Here is a 16,448-nt window from a genome sequence, read left to right on the forward strand (position 1 = left end):
GGTGATGTCTCCAGCTGTCGATGCGCCGGGGTCGGTATTGGTTTATGTCGGCTTGGATCTGGTCGGGGACGGCTTGATCAGGCTGCCGTTCGTGCGCGCGCTGCGAAACGCTTTCCCAAGTGCTGAGATTACATGGTTGGCCGGGCGCGGCCGCTCGGTCTACGCCCACGCGCTGGCGCCACTGGTGGAGGGTCTCATCGACGAGGTGGTGGAGGAGGCCGATGTCGGCCGCAGTTGGACCGAGCTACTGGCACGTCCACTCCGCGGCACGGCGCTGCAGGGCCGCCACTTCGATCTCGTCATCGACAGCCAGCGGCGGGTGGCCACCACCCTGCTGGTGAAGCGCATTCCCCACCGCACCTTCGTTTCCGGCACAGCCAGGTTCCGCTTCTCCGAACTGCAGCCCGGCGCCGCGCGGCCGGCCGGCCCGGCGGCGGTGGGCCGGCTGCTCGAACTGGTGGAACTGGCCAGCGGCCGCCCGGCGGACACCTCGCCGCCCCTGGTCTGCGATCTGCGCTTCGACCGCCTGGCCGAACGGCTGCTGCCGGCGGGGCGGAGCTATGTCGGTTTCTCGCCCGGCGGCCCCAGCACGCTGCTCTGCTGGCCGCTGGAACGCTTTTTGGCCCTCGCCGAGGCGCAGCTTGCCGCCGGGCGCGTGCCGGTGATCTTCCTCGGTCCCCAGGAGTCAGACTGGGCCGAGACCGTGTCCCGGCGCCTGCCGGACGCGCTGCTGCCGTTGCAGGACGAAGCGACCGAGGGCATCGAGCTCTCCCCCATCCTGACCATTGCCCTGGCGCGGCGTTTGTCGGTCGCCGTCGCCAACGATACCGGTGTCGGCCACATGTTCGCAGCCGCGGACTGCCCGCTGGTTTCCCTGTTCGGGCCGACGCGGCCGGAGAAGTTCGCGCCCCTGGTCAGCCGCCGGCGCGTGCTGCGCGCGCAAGACCACGGCGGTACGGAGATGGCATGCATTCCACAGGAGGCGGTGGAAGACGCGGTGAACGCATTGCTTGACGAAGAGGACGACAGAAGGGCCACGCCGCGCCCAGCGGTGTTGGAAAGCCGTCTATCTGCGGGGGTTTCCAGATGATGATGAAGTTCGTTGCGGGCCGCGGCCTTGGCGCCGCGGCTGTCCTGGTTTTGCTGGGCCTCTCTTTTGCGGGCTGCACCGAGGTCACGGACAGCCTCGATTCAGCCAACGAGACGATGTCGGACGCCGAAGGAATGCCGGCCTCCAGCGCAGAACAGGACGCGCTGGCCGATTCCGAGCTGCTCGATGCGCTCTACAATGAAGGCCTGGAACTGCAGCAAAACGGCTCGCAGGAAGACGCAATCCAGCGGTTCCGCGAAGCTGCCGAGCGCGGCCACGGCCCCGCCGCTTTCGAACTCGGCGAGGCCTACAACGAAGGCCGCGGGGTCGATCAGGACCTCAATGCCGGCGCCAAGTGGATCAACGCCGCGGCGGCGCGCGGTGAGCGGCGCGCGCAGTACACCGTGGGCGCGGCTTACTACAACGGCAACAATGTCGAGCAGGACTACGTCCGCGCCGCCACCTATCTGGCTGACGCGGCCAACCAGGACTACGCACCGGCCCAGTACCTGCTGGCGGAGTGCTATGCCAACGGCCGCGGCGTGACCAGGAACCTGGCCTGGGCGGCGCGCTGGTACGGCAAGGCCGCGGATCAGGGCTATGCCGACGGCGCCTTCTCCTATGGCGTGATGCAGGCGGCGGGCCTGGGCATCCCGACTGACATGGCAAGGGGCTATGCCTGGCTCTCGGTGGCCGATCAGGTCGGCCACGCCAGCGCCAAGGACGTCCGCGCCGCCATCGCCAACAAGATGTCGCCGGCCGAATTGGAGCGGGGCAAGACCCAGGCCTCGAAGTTTCAGCCCCGCAAGGAAAGGGTGTTCGCCGACAAGCCGACGGTCATGTATGTCCAGCACAGCCTCAACCAACTCGGCTTCAATGCGGGGGTCGTCGACGGCCTGATGGGGCCACGCACCCGCAATGCCATCGCCGCCTATCTGAAGAGTGTCGGCGCGGCGGTGAGCGACGATGCGGGCGCCGGCGAAACCACCGAAGTGTCGATCACGCCGGACCTGGTCCAGCGCCTCTTCGAAAGCCAGCAGAACACGGCCTAGCCCGCGCCCGCCATTAGAACAGCTTGAGCTGGGAGGGGGCTTCGGGCAGCCGTTCCTCGTCCAGCAGGCCGGCATCGTCGTTCTCGACGGAGTTCACCCGTTTCGACACCGGGGTCAGGGTGACGGCCTCCTCCGGCAGGGGCCGCAGCAACGCCAGCAGTTCTTCCGGCCGGCTCGCCGGATCGAGCCAGCGGCCAAGCGATTCGGCAGACAGGATCACCGGCATGCGGTGATGCACCCTGGCCATCCTGGCATTGGCGTTGGTGGTAATCAGGGCGCAGGTGCCCACCGTTCCGTCCCCTGGCCCCTCCGCCGCACCGGACGGTCCGGGAAAGGCCTCCTCCCAGAGCGCGGCAAAGGCGAAGGGCCCGCCGTCGGCGAGGCGTACGCAATAGGGCTGGCGGTTGCCGTCCTGACGCCATTCGTAAAAGCCATCGGCGAAGACGACGCAGCGCCGGGCGCGAAAGGCAGCCCGGAAGGAGGGCTTTTCCGCAACCGTCTCGGCCCGGGCATTGATGAGCGGCGTCACGGGACGGTCAGGTCTGGACCAGGAGGGCACCAGGCCCCAGCGCAGCCAGACGAAATGGCGTTGGCGGTCCGCCTCCAAACGCATCGCCGCCACCGCCTGGCCGGGAGCGACGTTGTAGCGGGCGGTCAGATTCGGCAACTCCGGGAAACCGAACAGCCGCTGCACCGCCTCCACCGGCGCGGTCAGCAGAAAGCGGCCGCACATGGCTCAGCCATCTTCTCTGTGGGTAACCGCGGCGCCAGCCTTGCGGGATCGGTCCCAGACGCTACTATGATTAATGTTCTTATTTTGTTCACGATGACAGATTTACGACGGCTGGATAGATTTGGTCCATATCTGGTGCCGGGGCAGGTCGTCAGCGCTAGATATGGTGGGTTTACCCCCGCCTTTCATCAGTAAATCTGTCCACAAATGTGGAAACCGAGGGGAAACAAACATGGATGGATCGGGGATTTTCGGGCGCGCCCGGACGGTCGATACCGCGCCGGAATCTGTGGATAACGAAGCCGCGACTGAAAAGCAACCCGATCAGCCCACCCCCCAAGCGCTTAGCGGCCAAGCGCTCAATGGCCAGGCCCTCAACGGCGCAACGGCAATCTCCGCCGATTCGCCCACAGGCGAGTCCGACTCCGAAGAACTGCTGGGCAACGGCCAGATCCGCGACGAGTTCCAGAACGAGCGCGGCATCAAAGTGCGCATCCACCGGGAGCGCGACGCCCTCCTGACCGCCTTCGGCAAGGCGACCCTCTCCGATCGCTACTTGATGCCCGGCGAGAGCTTCCAGGATCTTTTCGCGCGCGTGGCCGCCTACTACGCCGACGACAGCGATCACGCCCAGCGGCTCTACGACTACATCTCGCAGCTCTGGTTCATGCCCGCGACGCCGGTGCTCTCCAACGGCGGCACCAGCCGCGGCCTGCCGATCTCCTGCTTTCTCAACGAGGCCGGCGACAGCCTGGAGGGCATCGTCGGCCTGTGGAACGAGAACGTCTGGCTGGCGGCGCGCGGCGGCGGCATCGGCAGCTACTGGGGCAACCTGCGCTCCATCGGCGAGAAGGTCGGCCACAACGGCAAGACCTCCGGCATCATCCCCTTCATCCGGGTGATGGATTCGCTGACCCTGGCGATCAGCCAGGGCTCGCTGCGGCGCGGCTCGGCGGCCTGCTACATCCCCATCTCGCACCCGGAGATCGAGGAATTCATCGAGATGCGCCGGCCCACCGGCGGCGATCCCAACCGCAAGGCGCTGAACCTGCACCACGGCATCGTCATCAGCGACGCCTTCATGCGCGCGGTGGAGAAGGACGAGGACTGGGGCCTCTTGAGCCCCAAGGACAACGCGGTGATCCGCAAGGTGAAGGCCCGCGAGCTGTGGATCCGCATCCTCACCGCGCGCATCGAAACCGGCGAGCCCTACATCATCTACGGCGACCACGTGAACCGGCAGATGCCAGAACATCACAAGCTGGCCGGCCTGACGGTGAAGATGTCGAACCTCTGCAGCGAGATCACCCTGCCCACCGGCGTCGACCACCACGGCGTCGACCGCACCGCAGTCTGCTGCCTCTCCTCGCTGAACCTGGAGACCTACTTCGAGTGGCAGGACCACGAGGGCTTCATCGAGGACGTCATGCGCTTCCTCGACAACGTGCTGAGCGACTTCATCGCGAAAGCCCCCGACTCCATGGAGCGGGCCGCCTATTCGGCGATGCGCGAGCGCTCCGTCGGCCTCGGCGTCATGGGCTTCCACTCCTTCCTGCAGGCCAACCGCATCCCCATGGAGGGGGTGATGGCCAAGGTCTGGAACAAGCGCATCTTCGCAGGTGTCCGCAAGGCCGCCGACGCCGCCTCCCGCAAGCTGGCGGAGGAGCGCGGCCCCTGCCCCGATGCCGAGGAGTTCGGCATCATGGAGCGCTTTTCCAACAAGATGGCCATAGCACCGACGGCCTCCATCTCCATCATCTGCGGCGGCGCCTCGCCGGGCATCGAGCCCATTGCCGGCAACAGCTACACCCACAAGACCCTTTCCGGCTCCTTCTCGGTGCGCAACAAGCATCTCGAATCCCTGCTGGAGGAGAAGGGCCGCAACGACGAGGAGGTCTGGACCTCCATCACCGTCAACGAGGGCTCGGTCCAGCATCTCGACTTCCTCAGCGACGACGAGAAGGACGTCTTCAAGACCGCCTTCGAGCTGGACCAGCGCTGGCTGATCGAGCACGCCGGCGACCGCGCCGAATTCATCTGCCAGGCCCAGTCGCTGAACGTCTTCCTGGCCGCCGACGTGCACAAGCGCGACCTGCACCAGATCCACTACCAGGCCTGGAAGAAGGGCGTGAAGAGCCTCTACTACTGCCGCTCGAAGTCGATCCAGCGGGCCGAATCGGCAGAGGCGGCCGATGCGGCGGCGACCAAGGCCGTGCCCCTGCTCGGCAAGATCTCCTCGAAGGATACGCCGGCCGCGAAGATCGACTACGAGGAGTGCCTCGCCTGTCAGTAAGCCGATCCAGGCACGGCCTGGGATATTGTGGGTTTAGGCCTCCGAAGACGTCTATGAGTTCGTTGGGAATACTTCGGAGGTAACGGGGCCGGCGGTTTGGGGGAACCGCCGGCCTCATTCGCCAAAACCCCCGACGCCGCCCGCGGTTCGGACGGCGAACGCAAACAGTCAGCGCCTCGACCAAGAAGAGGCGCGCCTTGGGAGAAGACGTGATGTCCCTGCTCGATGCCAGCCCGGTCTACAAACCCTTCCGCTATCCCTGGGCCTACGACGCCTGGCTGATGCAGCAGCGCATCCACTGGCTGCCGGAGGAGGTGCCGCTGGCCGACGACGTGAAGGACTGGAACCGCAACCTCACCGACGCGGAGCGCAACCTGCTGACCCAGATCTTCCGCTTCTTCACCCAGTCCGACGTGGAAGTGAACAACTGCTACATGAAGCACTACAGCCGGGTGTTCCAGCCCACCGAGGTGCAGATGATGCTGGCGGCCTTTTCCAACATGGAAACGGTGCACATCGCCGCCTACTCCCACCTCCTGGACACCATCGGCATGCCGGAGTCCGAGTATTCCGCCTTCCTGCACTACAAGGCGATGAAGGACAAATACGACTACATGCACGAGTTCGGCTGCGACACAAAGGAGGAGATCGCCAAGACGCTGGCCGTCTTCGGCGCCTTCACCGAGGGCCTGCAGCTCTTCGCCAGCTTCGCGATCCTGCTGAACTTCCCGCGCTTCAACAAGATGAAGGGCATGGGCCAGATCGTCACTTGGTCGGTGCGTGACGAGACTCTGCACACCCAGTCGGCGATCCGCCTGTTCAAGACCTTCATCGAGGAAAACCCGGAGATCTGGACCGAGGACTTCGAACGCGACCTCTACCGCGCCTGCGAGACCATCGTCACCCACGAGGACGCCTTCATCGATCTCGCCTTCGAGCAGGGCGGCATCGAGGGGCTGGAGGCGGCCGAGGTGAAGGCCTACATCCGCTACATCGCCGACCGGCGCCTGACCCAGCTCGGCCTGCAGCCGATCTACCGCACGGAGAAGAACCCCCTGCCCTGGCTGGACGCCATCCTCAACGGCGTCGAGCACACCAACTTCTTCGAAAACCGCGCCACCGAATACTCCAAAGCCGCCACCCGCGGCACCTGGGAAGAGGCCTTCGACTAGAGTGTTTCCGACTTGCGCGATCGAACATGCGGTCGACCTTCGAAGAAGCCGATGACTGTCGTCCCGGCACCTGTTGCCGGGACCCATTGCCCTGGCTAGCTGCTCATTCGGTCGTAGAGATCCTCCCAGTCCGGATTGCCACGCGCTGACGCCATTGGGTCCCGGGGACAAGCCCCGGGACGACAATAGTGTCTGTAACCGGCTTGCAAGAGAATGCCGACCGAACCCTACGGCTGTTTCAGGACTTGATCTGAGGGTCAAATGATCGGCGCGCACCATCTGATCCTGCCCAGCCATGGATACCCGGGGCACGCCGGGCATGGCGGAATTGCCTGCGGATGTGTCCGGGTTTATCGCTTTTGCGCAGTGAGCATGTGTTCGCGGCAGCGCGCGTAGCGCTTGGACGAAGCGTAGTAGACTTTGAGCCGTCGGTGAAAGTAGTCGATCATCGATAGCTTTGAGCAGGCGAAGTAGTGATGACGTACGGCATAGACCAGACAGTCGCCGAATGTAGAGGCTTCCGGTGCCTGGTAGCAGGTCTCCAGATGCCAAGTGTTCTCATTACCGAATTCGCGCGCAAGCTTGTCGAGTGCCAAGACAAGATACTGCCTGACGGCAGCCGCCTGCTCGGAGTCAAAGCAATGCTCAAATTCAGCCCATCCATCAGGCACCGTCACAGCGTCTGCTTCCAAAGCCAGTAGCCAGCTCGCCGCGTCGATGGACCTGGGATCCGGGCAATGGCCGGCGCTCTCTAGGCCGAGCCATGCTGCCTCAGAGAACGTCGTGGCAACAAAGGGGTCAGCGGCCGCGAGCCCAAGTGCAATGATCGACAAAACGGTTTCTTGATCGACAGGCGCCTCCGGCTTGGCGGAATGCTGCAGGTCAAGAATGCGAAAAGCGCCTGTAATCATGCGCAAGTTGCCGAGAACAAGATTCTTTGTGATCCCTGCGAGAACCTCTTTCGTGGTCTCCTCGTCGCAGTCATAGCCACCGAAGATGCAGAGATGCGCAAGACGCCACCGGGTCGCATAATGCCTCTTCTCCTCCACCTGCCGCAGTAGCACGAGGACTTCTTCCAGCGTGGGCCTTATGGCCTCTTCGTCCGCCGTCAGCGTCCAGTCGCTGTAGGCCGGCCAGAAGCGCGACTCGGCCAACTGGAACAACGCCTCGTGACTTCCGCCCGCCGCGGCCTCCTCGAAAGCAACCACCGCCTCCTCGTAGTCGCGCCCTTCGAAGAGAGGGTCGGCATAGAGGTAGCCAAGCAACACCTTCGCATCGGTCACACCACTTGATACGAGCTCTTCCAGGATTGCCTTGGCCTTCTCGTCTTCCAGATCGGCAAAGTGCTGTGCCGCCTGTCTCAGGTGGTGCTCGGCCTCCTCAGCGGTCAGTTCCGGTGGAAGGCAAGCGCAGGCGAGCACCACAGCCCCTGCGATCGCAGGCCTCGCCAACCCAAGTGTGGCAATGAGTCCCAAGAAACCACTCCCGTCCTCGCAACAGAGAACCCAACCATAGCGGTTACTCTCCCCTATGTCTTGAGGCCATGAGTGGTGAAGCGTTCCTGCCCCAGCCCTCCCAATCCAAGAGAGAGGGAGTGACACTCACCCCGCTGCAAGCCGTCCGACCTGTCCTGTTCAGCCACGGACGTCACAGACCGACTCAGGCCGGACGGTCACCCGCGGACCTGCGTGATCGAACATGCGACCGACCTCAAACGAAACCAATGGCTGTCGTCCCGGCACGTGTTGCCGGGACCCATTGCCCTGGCTAGCCATTCATTCGGTCGTAGAGATCATCCCAGTCCGGATTGCCACGCGCTGACTCCATTGGGTCCCGGGGACAAGCCCCGGGACGACAGTCTTGTCTATAACTTGAGTGTTGCATGTTTTGACGGCAGTCGAGAACACGATGGGCCCTTCGCCGGCCGTCACCCGCGGACTTGCACGACCGAATCTGTGCGGCCCACCGTATACGAAACCGATGGCTGTCGTCCCGGCACCTGTTGCCGGGACCCATTGCCCTCGCTAGCCGCTCATTCGGCCGTAGAGATCCTCCCAGTCCGGGTTGCCACGTGCCGACGCCAATGGGTCCCGGGGACAAGCCCCGGGACGACAATAGTGTCTGTAACCGGCTTGCAAGAAACTGCCGACCGAACCCTGCGGGAAGGTGAGCCATACACCTTCGATACCGGGCCGCTTGCTACGCTGGCGCGTTTACCCGGACCGCCATGGGCCGCGTCCCCGCCCCCCTGCGCCTTACCAGCGCTCCCCGGCCTCGGCCTCGGCGGTGATGGCCTCCAGCTCCTTGATCGCTTTCTCGCGGCGCGCGGCGATGTCGTCGAAGGAGCGCCTGCGTATCCAGGCCTGCAGCCGCTCCAGGACCATGGGCAGAGGCATGGATTTCATCAGGTAGTCGTCGCCGCCGGCGCGTAGGCAGCGCAGCAGAGTCTCGGGCTTGTCCATGGCGGTGAGGAAAACGATCGGGAAGGGATCGGCGGTCTGCAGCTTGCGAATGCGCTCGCAGGTTTCGATGCCGTCCATTTCCGGCATCATGATGTCCAGAATGACGAGCTGCGGACTGGACACCTTATGCAACAGCTCAATCCCCTTTTCGCCGCTGTTGGCGCTCATGACCACATAGCCGGCGCCCTCGAGCATCTCCACGTAAAGGCGGCGAAGCTTGTCGTTGTCTTCAACAAGAATGATGGGCTTCACTGGCATCGGAACAGCCTCACGGTCGCTTGCGTCTCGGCTTCGTCATGGCATCACCGGCCGGCCCGCTCAGGCGGCCGCCCTGGCCGCGCCCGCGAAGGCGGATGGCGGCAGGATTATGATCGCCGTCAGGCCCTTGCCCGGCGCGGTATCGAGGGCGACGCTTCCACCATGCAGATCGACGAAGTGCTTGACGATTGCCAGGCCGAGGCCGGTGCCCTCGTGGCTCCGGGAGAGCTCGTTGTCGAGCTGGGTAAAGGGTTCCATCGCGCGCTCGGCGTCGCCCGGGTCCATGCCGACACCCTGATCGCGCACCTCGATAACGGCAGCCCCGGCCTCCGCCCGGGCAGAGACGCTGACCTCGCCGCCGGAGGGCGAGAACTTGACGGCATTGGCAACGAGATTGATGAGGACCTGCTTGAACCGCTGGCCATCGACACTCAGCGTCGGAAAACCCGCCGGAACCGCGTTGTTCAGCCGGATCTCGCCATCCTGCGCCGGGCCCTGCACGAACTTGAAGCACTCCTCGGTGAGTGCGTGCAGGTCGGTGTCCTGGGGATAGAGCTCGACCTTGCCCGCCAGGATACGGGTCACGTCCAGGATGTCGTTCACGATGGCCAGCAGATGCTCTCCGCTTTCGCGGATGCTCCTGGCATGGTTCGAATAGCGGGGATCGACCGGCCCCATCGCGCCCGATTCGATGAAGTGGGCATAACCGTTGATGGCGACGATCGGCGTCCGCAGTTCGTGGCTGAGGCCGGCCAGAAAGGCCGACTTCGCCTTGTCCGCCGCCTTGGCCTGCTCCAGGGCCTCCATCAGATCTTCGGACAGCAAGGCGATCTCCCTCTTGTCACGGCGCTCCACAAACCAGCGGCGCGCGACAAAGGCGAAGCCGGTGATGCCGATCGCACAGAAGGCCAAGATGATCTCGTCGAGTTCCCAGTCTTCGTAGTCTCGCGACATCTCGTAGGCCAACTCGAATGCTTCCACCGACACCATTGCGGCAAACAGGATCGCGAAGAGGATGCTGAAGAAGACCAGTTCCAAGACAATGTTCGCGACCAGACTTCGATCGCCAGCCGTCGAACGCGTGCTCACTGGGTCAGCGGACATCGGCTCCACTCCATTGTGCTGTCGACCGTGTACGACGACGGCCTCTTCGAATGCGCGATCGCGGATCGGCCCTGCGGGCCGCCGGATTCGGAATTTAGTCAAAACAAGTAATCAGAGACCGATTAACGACTGATAAAGATCTCCGGCCCAATTGACCGGAGCAGCCCTGAATCCCGGGCAACCACGGCCTCAAGCCCCCTCCGCCACGCGGCTGGGCCGCAGCAGTCACATGAACTTGCCGTCAGGATTGAATGCCGCCTGGACTATTTCCACGATGCTCGATCTGACGGCGATCTGGAGGGGGCGCTGCCGGCTGAGGGCTGTCTCAGACGATGCGGCACAAAAAACGAAAGGGCCCGGCGCCGTCAGGCGGCCGGGCCCTCCGGGTGTCGCTACGCCGGCGGTCAGTCCGCCAGGGCGGCCTCGGTCTTGCGGCGGCCCTTGCCGGGGCCCTTCTTGCCGCCGCGGCCCTTGCCGCCCTTGCCCTTGGGGTCGTTGCCCTCGGGATAGGTGAAGGCGGGCATCCCGTCTTCGATGGTGACCCGGGCGATGCCGCCCTTGGCCAGCTTGCCGAACAGCAGCTCCTCGGCCAGGGGTTTCTTGATCCGGTCCTGGATCACCCGGGCCAGCGGGCGGGCCCCGAACTTCTTGTCGTAGCCCTTCTTGGCCAGCCAGTCCCGCGCCTCGTCGCTGAGCTCGATGGTGACCTGACGGTCGGCGAGCTGCGCTTCGAGCTGCATGACGAACTTGTCGACCACCCGGGCGACCACCTCCGGCGGCAGGTTGCCGAAGGGAATGATCGCGTCCAGCCGGTTGCGGAATTCCGGCGTGAAGAGCTTCTTGATCGCCTCGTCGCCGTCCTCGGTGCGCAGGTCGCGCCCGAAGCCGATGGCCTGCTTGGCCATGTCGGCGGCGCCGGCATTGGTGGTCATGATCAGGATCACGTTGCGGAAGTCGACCGTCTTGCCGTTGTGGTCGGTCATCTTCCCGTAGTCCATGACCTGCAAGAGGATGGAGAAGAGGTCGGGATGGGCCTTCTCGATTTCGTCCAGCAGCAGCACGCAGTGGGGATGCTGATCGATGGCATCGGTCAGGAGGCCGCCCTGGTCGAAGCCGACATAGCCCGGCGGCGCACCGATGAGGCGCGAGACCGAGTGCCGCTCCATGTATTCCGACATGTCGAAGCGGGTGAGTTCGATGCCCAGGGAATGGGCGAGCTGGCGCGCCACCTCGGTCTTGCCGACGCCGGTGGGCCCGGAGAAGAGATAGCTGCCGATGGGCTTCTCCGGCTCGCGCAGGCCGGCACGGGCAAGCTTGATCGAAGACGACAGCGCGGCGATCGCCTGGTCCTGGCCGAAGACCATGGTCTTCAGGTCGCGCTCCAGGTTCTTCAGGGCCGTGCGGTCGTCCTTGGAGACGGACTTCGGCGGGATGCGGGCGATCTTGGCGACCACCGCCTCCACGTCCTTCACCCCGACCGACTTCTTGCGCTTGGACTCCGGCAGCAGCATCTGCGAAGCGCCCACCTCGTCGATCACGTCGATGGCCTTGTCCGGCAACTTGCGGTCGCCGATGTAGCGCGCCGAAAGCTCCACCGCCGTGCGGATCGCCTCGTGGGTGAAGCGCACGTTGTGGTGGTCTTCGTAGTAGGGCTTCAGGCCGCGCAGGATCTTCACCGCGTCCTCGACCGAGGGCTCGATGATGTCGATCTTCTGGAAGCGCCGCACCAGGGCGCGGTCCTTTTCGAAGTAGCTGCGGTATTCCTTGTAGGTGGTGGAGCCGATGCAGCGCAGCAGGCCGCTCTGCAGGGCCGGCTTCAGCAGGTTGGAGGCGTCCATGGCGCCGCCGGAGGTGGCCCCGGCGCCGATCACCGTGTGGATCTCGTCGATGAAGAGGATCGCCTTGTCCTGGGCCTCGATCTCAGAGATCACGGCCTTCAGGCGCTCCTCGAAGTCGCCGCGGTAGCGGGTGCCCGCCAGCAGCGCCCCCATGTCGAGGGCGAAGATGGTGGCGTCGTTCAGCACCTCCGGCACCTCGCCCGCGACGATGCGCCGCGCCAGGCCCTCGGCGATGGCGGTCTTGCCGACGCCGGGGTCGCCGACGTAGAGGGGGTTGTTCTTGGTGCGGCGGCAGAGCACCTGGATGGTGCGGTCGATCTCGTCGCTGCGCCCGATCAGCGGATCGATGCGCCCGTCGCGGGCCTTGCGGTTGAGGTCGACGCAGTAGGCATCCAGCGCCTCGCGCCCCTTGCGCACCACCTTCTCCGCCTCGGCGTCCTCGTCGGCGCCCTCGACGGTGCGGCTCTCCTCGTGGCCCTTGGCCTTGGCGATGCCATGGCTGATGTAGTTCACCGCATCCAGGCGGGTCATCTCCTGTTCCTGGAGGTAGTAGACCGCGTGGCTCTCCCGCTCCGAGAACATGGCGACCAGCACGTTGGCGCCAGTCACTTCTTCGCGACCGGAGGACTGAACGTGGATCGCGGCACGCTGCAGCACCCGCTGGAAGCCGGCGGTGGGCTTGGCATCGCCCAGTTGCGCGGTGATCAGGCTGGAGAGTTCGTTGTCGATATAGTCCAGGATGTCGGCGCGCAGGCGCTCCAGATCGACGCTGCAGGCCCGCAGCACGGAAACCGCGTCGGAATCGTCGATCAGGGCAAGCAGCAGGTGTTCCAGCGTCGCATACTCGTGCCGCCTTTCGTTGGCGCCGGCCAGGGCTCGGTGGAGTGTCTGCTCGAGGTTTGCCGATAGCATCCGGGCTCTATTCCTTCTCTAGAGTGCACTGGAGAGGGTGCTGGTGTTGCCGGGCGTAGTCTATCACCTGTGTAACTTTTGTCTCGGCAACCTCGTATGTAAAGACGCCGCAGACCCCGACGCCCCGCTGGTGGACGTGCAGCATGATCCGCGTCGCTTCCTCCCGGTTCTTGCTGAAGAACTGCTCGAGGACGTGGACGACGAATTCCATGGGGGTGTAGTCGTCATTCAGCATCAGCACCTTGTACATCGACGGCTTCTTCGTCTTCGGCTTGGTCTTGACGATGATGCCGGTGGAGGTGCCGTTGCCGTTACGTTTGTCTTCGCTCATACCCTTGCACTACGGATCAACACGCGCTTTTCGTTCCCACCATCATATTGGGTGAATCTTCCCTCGGAAAAGACCCAACTGGAGTCCCGAAAGCCCAGTCTAACAATTCCTTCGGGGTGTTAATCGGACGTTAACGACGAGGGACAGCAGCATCGCATTAACCTTATCCACAGGCCGCACACCTCGCGTTCCCGGCGGGCCGGGTCCAATAGGTTTGCGAAAGCACTCCTAAATTGCAAATTCAATCGATCCATCGCTTCGCACTGCAGGCCGGCAACAGAGAACAAAAAAGGCCCGGCGCCAGGCGCCGGGCCTTTCGATGTCCACAGGCTTGCGGCCGGCATGTCGCCGGGCGCCGATGCGGCTTGCGCCGGCTTTCTTAGGCCGCGAGCGGCTTCATCAGCTTCTCAACCGTCACGGTCACCCGGGTCTGCAGCGGCTCCATGGCCTCGTTCGTCACAGCGATGGAGAGTTCCGTCAGCTTGGCGCTCTCGGCAACCAGCGAATCGAAGCTGCTGCGCGAGTACGCGCCCTGCAGGTCCACCAGTTCGCGCAGCGACTTGGCCGCGGCCAGCGCCTGCGCGGTGGTGAAACCGGTCTGCATGGCAGCCTGGGTGAACGCCAGCATCTCCGTGCCGAGGGCCTCGAAGCCCTTGGCCGCGAGGGAAGAGCACTGGACACAGGCATCCATGTTGTCCTTGCCCAGGCTGGCCACCTCGTCATAGCCGTAGAACACTGTCGAGGACGCCTTCTCCACCTGTTCCTGGGTCATGGCGACGGCCTGCTCATAGCCCTTGCTGGCCACCTGGGTGCTAGCCTTGACGACGGCCTCCAGGGTGTCCTGGCCGGCGGCAACCGCTGCGGCCACCGGCTTCATGGCCTCTTCGGCGAAGGGCGCGATGCGCTCCACCGCCTCGGCCGCCGGAACGGCAGCAAACAGCGGCGCGGTCGCTTCCGGCGCCGCCGGCTTCGGGGCGGCCGCAACAGTCTTCCGCTTGGCCGGCTTCCGCGCCACGGTCTTGGCGACGGCAGGCTTTGCAACGGCGGCTTTTGCGGTGGTGGTCTTGACGGGTGTGGTCTTGGCGGGCGCCGGCTTCTTCGCCGCGGCCCGCTTGGTCGTGGTCCTTCTGGTGGCCATCGGAATGTCTCCTGGCTTTCGCCGCTACCTGGCGAGGGGTCTGGGTCGGTTCGGGGGGCGTGCGGGCGTCATGATGTCGGGGTTGGCAACCCGGCGGGGCACGACAGGCGTCGTGGCGCGCCAAGCGCCGAAAACACGTCCGATGCTGCACTGCACCATGCGGTCCTATGCAATACTGCCGTGGTAAAGTCAAGAGCGATTGTTGCGGTGCAATATCTTCCTATGGCGGCAAGGCGGTGTCTTTCCGTGACGGCCCTGTATGGCCGGTTGATGGGGGCCCGGGGCTTTGGCAATATCCGCGCAGCCGGAGTCGCGCCGACGGCAGGGCTCGGGCGGCAATTGGGGGTGAGACGCCGCAATACCATGACATATTGTTTGGGAATCAAGGTCAGCGAAGGCCTCGTGTGCCTGGCCGACGGCCGCATTACCAGCGGCAATCAGGTCACCAGCGCCCAGAAGCTCTCCCTGCATGGGCCAACCGGGGCCCAGTTCGCGGTCATGACCTCCGGTCTGCGCTCCCTCAGGGACAAGACCCTTGCCTATCTCGAACGCGATATGCGCCAGGAGCATGCCACCGGCTTCGCCACGCTGCTGGACGCGGTCACCGCCTATTGCGGCAAGCTGCGGCAGGTGGCCGAGGAAGACCGCGAACAGATCGAGGGTTCCGACCTCTCCTTCAACCTGCACACCCTCATCGCCGGCGCCCTGCCGGAAGATCCGGGCCCGAGCATCTTTCTGGTCTATCCGGAAGGCAACTGGATCGAGGTCGACCGCCGCACCCCCTATCTCTCCATCGGCGCGACCGCCTACGGCAAGCCGATCCTGGACCGCGCGCTGAACTTCGACAGCGCCATGACCACGGCGCTGAAGCTGGCCTACCTCTCCTTCGATTCCTCGCGCTTTTCCTCAGCCGACGTCGGCTTTCCCATCGATCTCGCGACCTACAGCCTGGCCGAGCGCCGCTGGCGCCAGGCGCACTACGACTATGACGATCTGCGCGAGCAGCGAATCTGGTGGAACGAGCACATCACCCAGTTGGCGGTCCGCATGCCCGACGGTCCCTGGGTGAGCGAGCTGCGCCCCGGGGCCCATCCCTCCCATCTCACCATCGTCACCGAAGACGACAACTAGATTGCATCGCGCACCCTAAAGCGCCAGGTGCCCGGCCAGCCCGTTTTCGCCCACCAACAGGTTGAAGGTGCTGCCGCTGCGGTCGTTGCCCTGCCGCTCCTGCGGCGATTCGGGCCGGCGGTCGCCGGGCAGCACCGCGCGCGGTGCCCGAACCGCAACCTCGGTCGCGTCATGGCCGAACAGGATCTCGTCGAAGGCGACCGCATCGAAGCGCGCCGAGGGATAGCGCCAGGCGTTGAAGGAAAACACCCCGTCCCGACAGAGGCTCGCGACCCAGAAGGTCTCCCGGGAATGCAGGCGCAGCCCCGCGGGGGCCGGCTGGAAGGCACCGCTTTCCTCCAGAGCCCGATCCAATTGCCCGAGCGTCTGCGCGTCCAGGCTCGCCTGGCTCGTTTTCCAGCGCGACCAGGCCAGCGGATCGCCAAGGCGAAACTCTTCGAGGACCAGTCCGCTGCGCCCCTGCACGCGCACCGTCAGGCGCGCGCCGTCCGCTTCGTCGCCGATGACCTCATAGCTGCGAATCTGCTCGTTGTAGTCGGCGTTGTAGATCAGGCGATAAGTGTCGCCGGCGCTCTCGGCGCAGGCCGTACGGATGTCGTCACCGTTCAGATAGCTGAACCAGGTGGCTTTGATGGTCGCCGGATTGTCGATCTCGCCGCGGTAGGTACAGGCCGCCAGCACGAGACCGCTCAGCACTGCAAGGCAACGGGCACCGCGCACGCCGAACCGCAAAGCAGCGCCGGATCGAGCGTTGATCATCTCTGTGTACCTCCAATGCGTCGGCCCGGCGGCCGGTGCCGGCGGAGGCCGCCCGGCCGCTGTCGTTGCGGCGGGGATGGTAAATGCGCCGCGCGTCGCCTCGCTCCGCGGCGCGCGAAAGCCCGGCAAGCCGCTGTTTTGAGGTTCTTTTAACCCTATTGTAATTGGCACGCCA

Annotated in this window: 13 protein-coding genes; 5 read left to right on the forward strand and 8 right to left on the reverse strand. The window is 64.7% G+C overall.

The features are described 5' to 3' along the window. Positions 1-136 precede the first annotated feature (136 nt). Both Q0996_RS04870 and Q0996_RS04875 read left to right on the forward strand, forming a co-directional pair. Positions 137-1,090, forward strand: a complete 954-nt coding sequence (locus Q0996_RS04870) for a glycosyltransferase family 9 protein (RefSeq protein ID WP_299616606.1) — start codon at positions 137-139, stop codon at positions 1,088-1,090. After that, positions 1,090-2,142, forward strand: coding sequence for a hypothetical protein (locus tag Q0996_RS04875; RefSeq protein ID WP_299616608.1), 1,053 nt, complete (start codon positions 1,090-1,092; stop codon positions 2,140-2,142). The genes Q0996_RS04870 and Q0996_RS04875 overlap by 1 nt, the downstream gene beginning before the upstream one ends. 13 nt (positions 2,143-2,155) lie before the next feature. Here Q0996_RS04875 and Q0996_RS04880 read toward each other — a convergent pair whose 3' ends face one another. After that, entirely contained in the window at positions 2,156-2,875 is a 720-nt protein-coding gene (locus Q0996_RS04880; protein ID WP_299616610.1) for an SOS response-associated peptidase, read from the reverse strand. 232 nt (positions 2,876-3,107) lie between these two features. Here Q0996_RS04880 and Q0996_RS04885 point away from each other — a divergent pair, with 232 nt between their 5' ends. Continuing rightward, positions 3,108-5,168 (forward strand): ribonucleoside-diphosphate reductase subunit alpha, encoded by a 2,061-nt coding sequence (locus Q0996_RS04885; RefSeq protein ID WP_299616612.1) that lies wholly within the window; start codon positions 3,108-3,110, stop codon positions 5,166-5,168. A 212-nt stretch (positions 5,169-5,380) separates the two neighbouring features. Further along, a complete protein-coding gene (locus Q0996_RS04890; protein ID WP_299616614.1) occupies positions 5,381-6,340 on the forward strand; it encodes a ribonucleotide-diphosphate reductase subunit beta in 960 nt (319 codons plus the stop codon). 350 nt (positions 6,341-6,690) lie between these two features. Here Q0996_RS04890 and Q0996_RS04895 read toward each other — a convergent pair whose 3' ends face one another. The 6 genes from Q0996_RS04895 to Q0996_RS04920 all read right to left on the reverse strand — a co-directional run bounded on the left by Q0996_RS04895 (position 6,691) and on the right by Q0996_RS04920 (position 14,383). Beyond that, positions 6,691-7,815 carry a hypothetical protein gene (locus Q0996_RS04895; RefSeq protein WP_299616615.1) on the reverse strand — a complete coding sequence of 375 codons (1,125 nt, stop codon included), beginning with the start codon at positions 7,813-7,815 and terminating at the stop codon, positions 6,691-6,693. 780 nt (positions 7,816-8,595) lie between these two features. Then, the gene (locus Q0996_RS04900; RefSeq protein WP_299616616.1) at positions 8,596-9,060 is read right to left on the reverse strand and encodes a PleD family two-component system response regulator; all 465 of its coding nucleotides are present in this window, start codon (positions 9,058-9,060) and stop codon (positions 8,596-8,598) included. Between the two features lie 60 nt (positions 9,061-9,120). After that, on the reverse strand, positions 9,121-10,164 hold the full coding sequence (locus Q0996_RS04905; RefSeq protein WP_299616617.1) for a HAMP domain-containing sensor histidine kinase: 1,044 nt from the start codon (positions 10,162-10,164) through the stop codon (positions 9,121-9,123). A 404-nt stretch (positions 10,165-10,568) separates the two neighbouring features. After that, complete coding sequence (gene clpA, locus Q0996_RS04910) at positions 10,569-12,914, reverse strand: ATP-dependent Clp protease ATP-binding subunit ClpA (protein ID WP_299616618.1); 2,346 nt, start codon at positions 12,912-12,914, stop codon at positions 10,569-10,571. 7 nt (positions 12,915-12,921) lie between these two features. Beyond that, a complete protein-coding gene (clpS, locus tag Q0996_RS04915; RefSeq protein ID WP_299616619.1) occupies positions 12,922-13,245 on the reverse strand; it encodes an ATP-dependent Clp protease adapter ClpS in 324 nt (107 codons plus the stop codon). 379 nt (positions 13,246-13,624) lie between these two features. Further along, positions 13,625-14,383 carry a phasin family protein gene (locus Q0996_RS04920; protein WP_299616620.1) on the reverse strand — a complete coding sequence of 253 codons (759 nt, stop codon included), beginning with the start codon at positions 14,381-14,383 and terminating at the stop codon, positions 13,625-13,627. A 363-nt stretch (positions 14,384-14,746) separates the two neighbouring features. On the opposite strand from Q0996_RS04920, the gene Q0996_RS04925 reads away from it, so the two are divergent. After that, complete coding sequence (locus Q0996_RS04925; protein ID WP_299616621.1) at positions 14,747-15,514, forward strand: hypothetical protein; 768 nt, start codon at positions 14,747-14,749, stop codon at positions 15,512-15,514. Positions 15,515-15,529: 15 nt separating this feature from the next. On the opposite strand, the gene Q0996_RS04930 is transcribed toward Q0996_RS04925, so the two are convergent. Next, complete coding sequence (locus Q0996_RS04930; RefSeq protein WP_299616623.1) at positions 15,530-16,273, reverse strand: hypothetical protein; 744 nt, start codon at positions 16,271-16,273, stop codon at positions 15,530-15,532. Positions 16,274-16,448 lie beyond the last annotated feature (175 nt).

This window comes from Pelagibius sp. (assembly GCF_028289705.1).
Classification (GTDB): domain Bacteria; phylum Pseudomonadota; class Alphaproteobacteria; order Kiloniellales; family Kiloniellaceae; genus Pelagibius.

Excerpts from the sequence above, each read along its gene's own strand:
- Q0996_RS04875 (WP_299616608.1), top strand. The coding sequence starts at position 1,090 with ATGATGAAGTTCGTTGCGGGCCGCGGCCTTGGCGCCGCGGCTGTCCTG.
- Q0996_RS04880 (WP_299616610.1), bottom strand. The coding sequence starts at position 2,875 with ATGTGCGGCCGCTTTCTGCTGACCGCGCCGGTGGAGGCGGTGCAGCGG.
- Q0996_RS04885 (WP_299616612.1), top strand. The coding sequence starts at position 3,108 with ATGGATGGATCGGGGATTTTCGGGCGCGCCCGGACGGTCGATACCGCG.
- Q0996_RS04890 (WP_299616614.1), top strand. The coding sequence starts at position 5,381 with ATGTCCCTGCTCGATGCCAGCCCGGTCTACAAACCCTTCCGCTATCCC.
- Q0996_RS04900 (WP_299616616.1), bottom strand. The coding sequence starts at position 9,060 with ATGCCAGTGAAGCCCATCATTCTTGTTGAAGACAACGACAAGCTTCGC.
- Q0996_RS04905 (WP_299616617.1), bottom strand. The coding sequence starts at position 10,164 with ATGTCCGCTGACCCAGTGAGCACGCGTTCGACGGCTGGCGATCGAAGT.
- clpA (WP_299616618.1), bottom strand. The coding sequence starts at position 12,914 with ATGCTATCGGCAAACCTCGAGCAGACACTCCACCGAGCCCTGGCCGGC.
- clpS (WP_299616619.1), bottom strand. The coding sequence starts at position 13,245 with ATGAGCGAAGACAAACGTAACGGCAACGGCACCTCCACCGGCATCATC.
- Q0996_RS04920 (WP_299616620.1), bottom strand. The coding sequence starts at position 14,383 with ATGGCCACCAGAAGGACCACGACCAAGCGGGCCGCGGCGAAGAAGCCG.
- Q0996_RS04925 (WP_299616621.1), top strand. The coding sequence starts at position 14,747 with ATGACATATTGTTTGGGAATCAAGGTCAGCGAAGGCCTCGTGTGCCTG.
- Q0996_RS04930 (WP_299616623.1), bottom strand. The coding sequence starts at position 16,273 with ATGATCAACGCTCGATCCGGCGCTGCTTTGCGGTTCGGCGTGCGCGGT.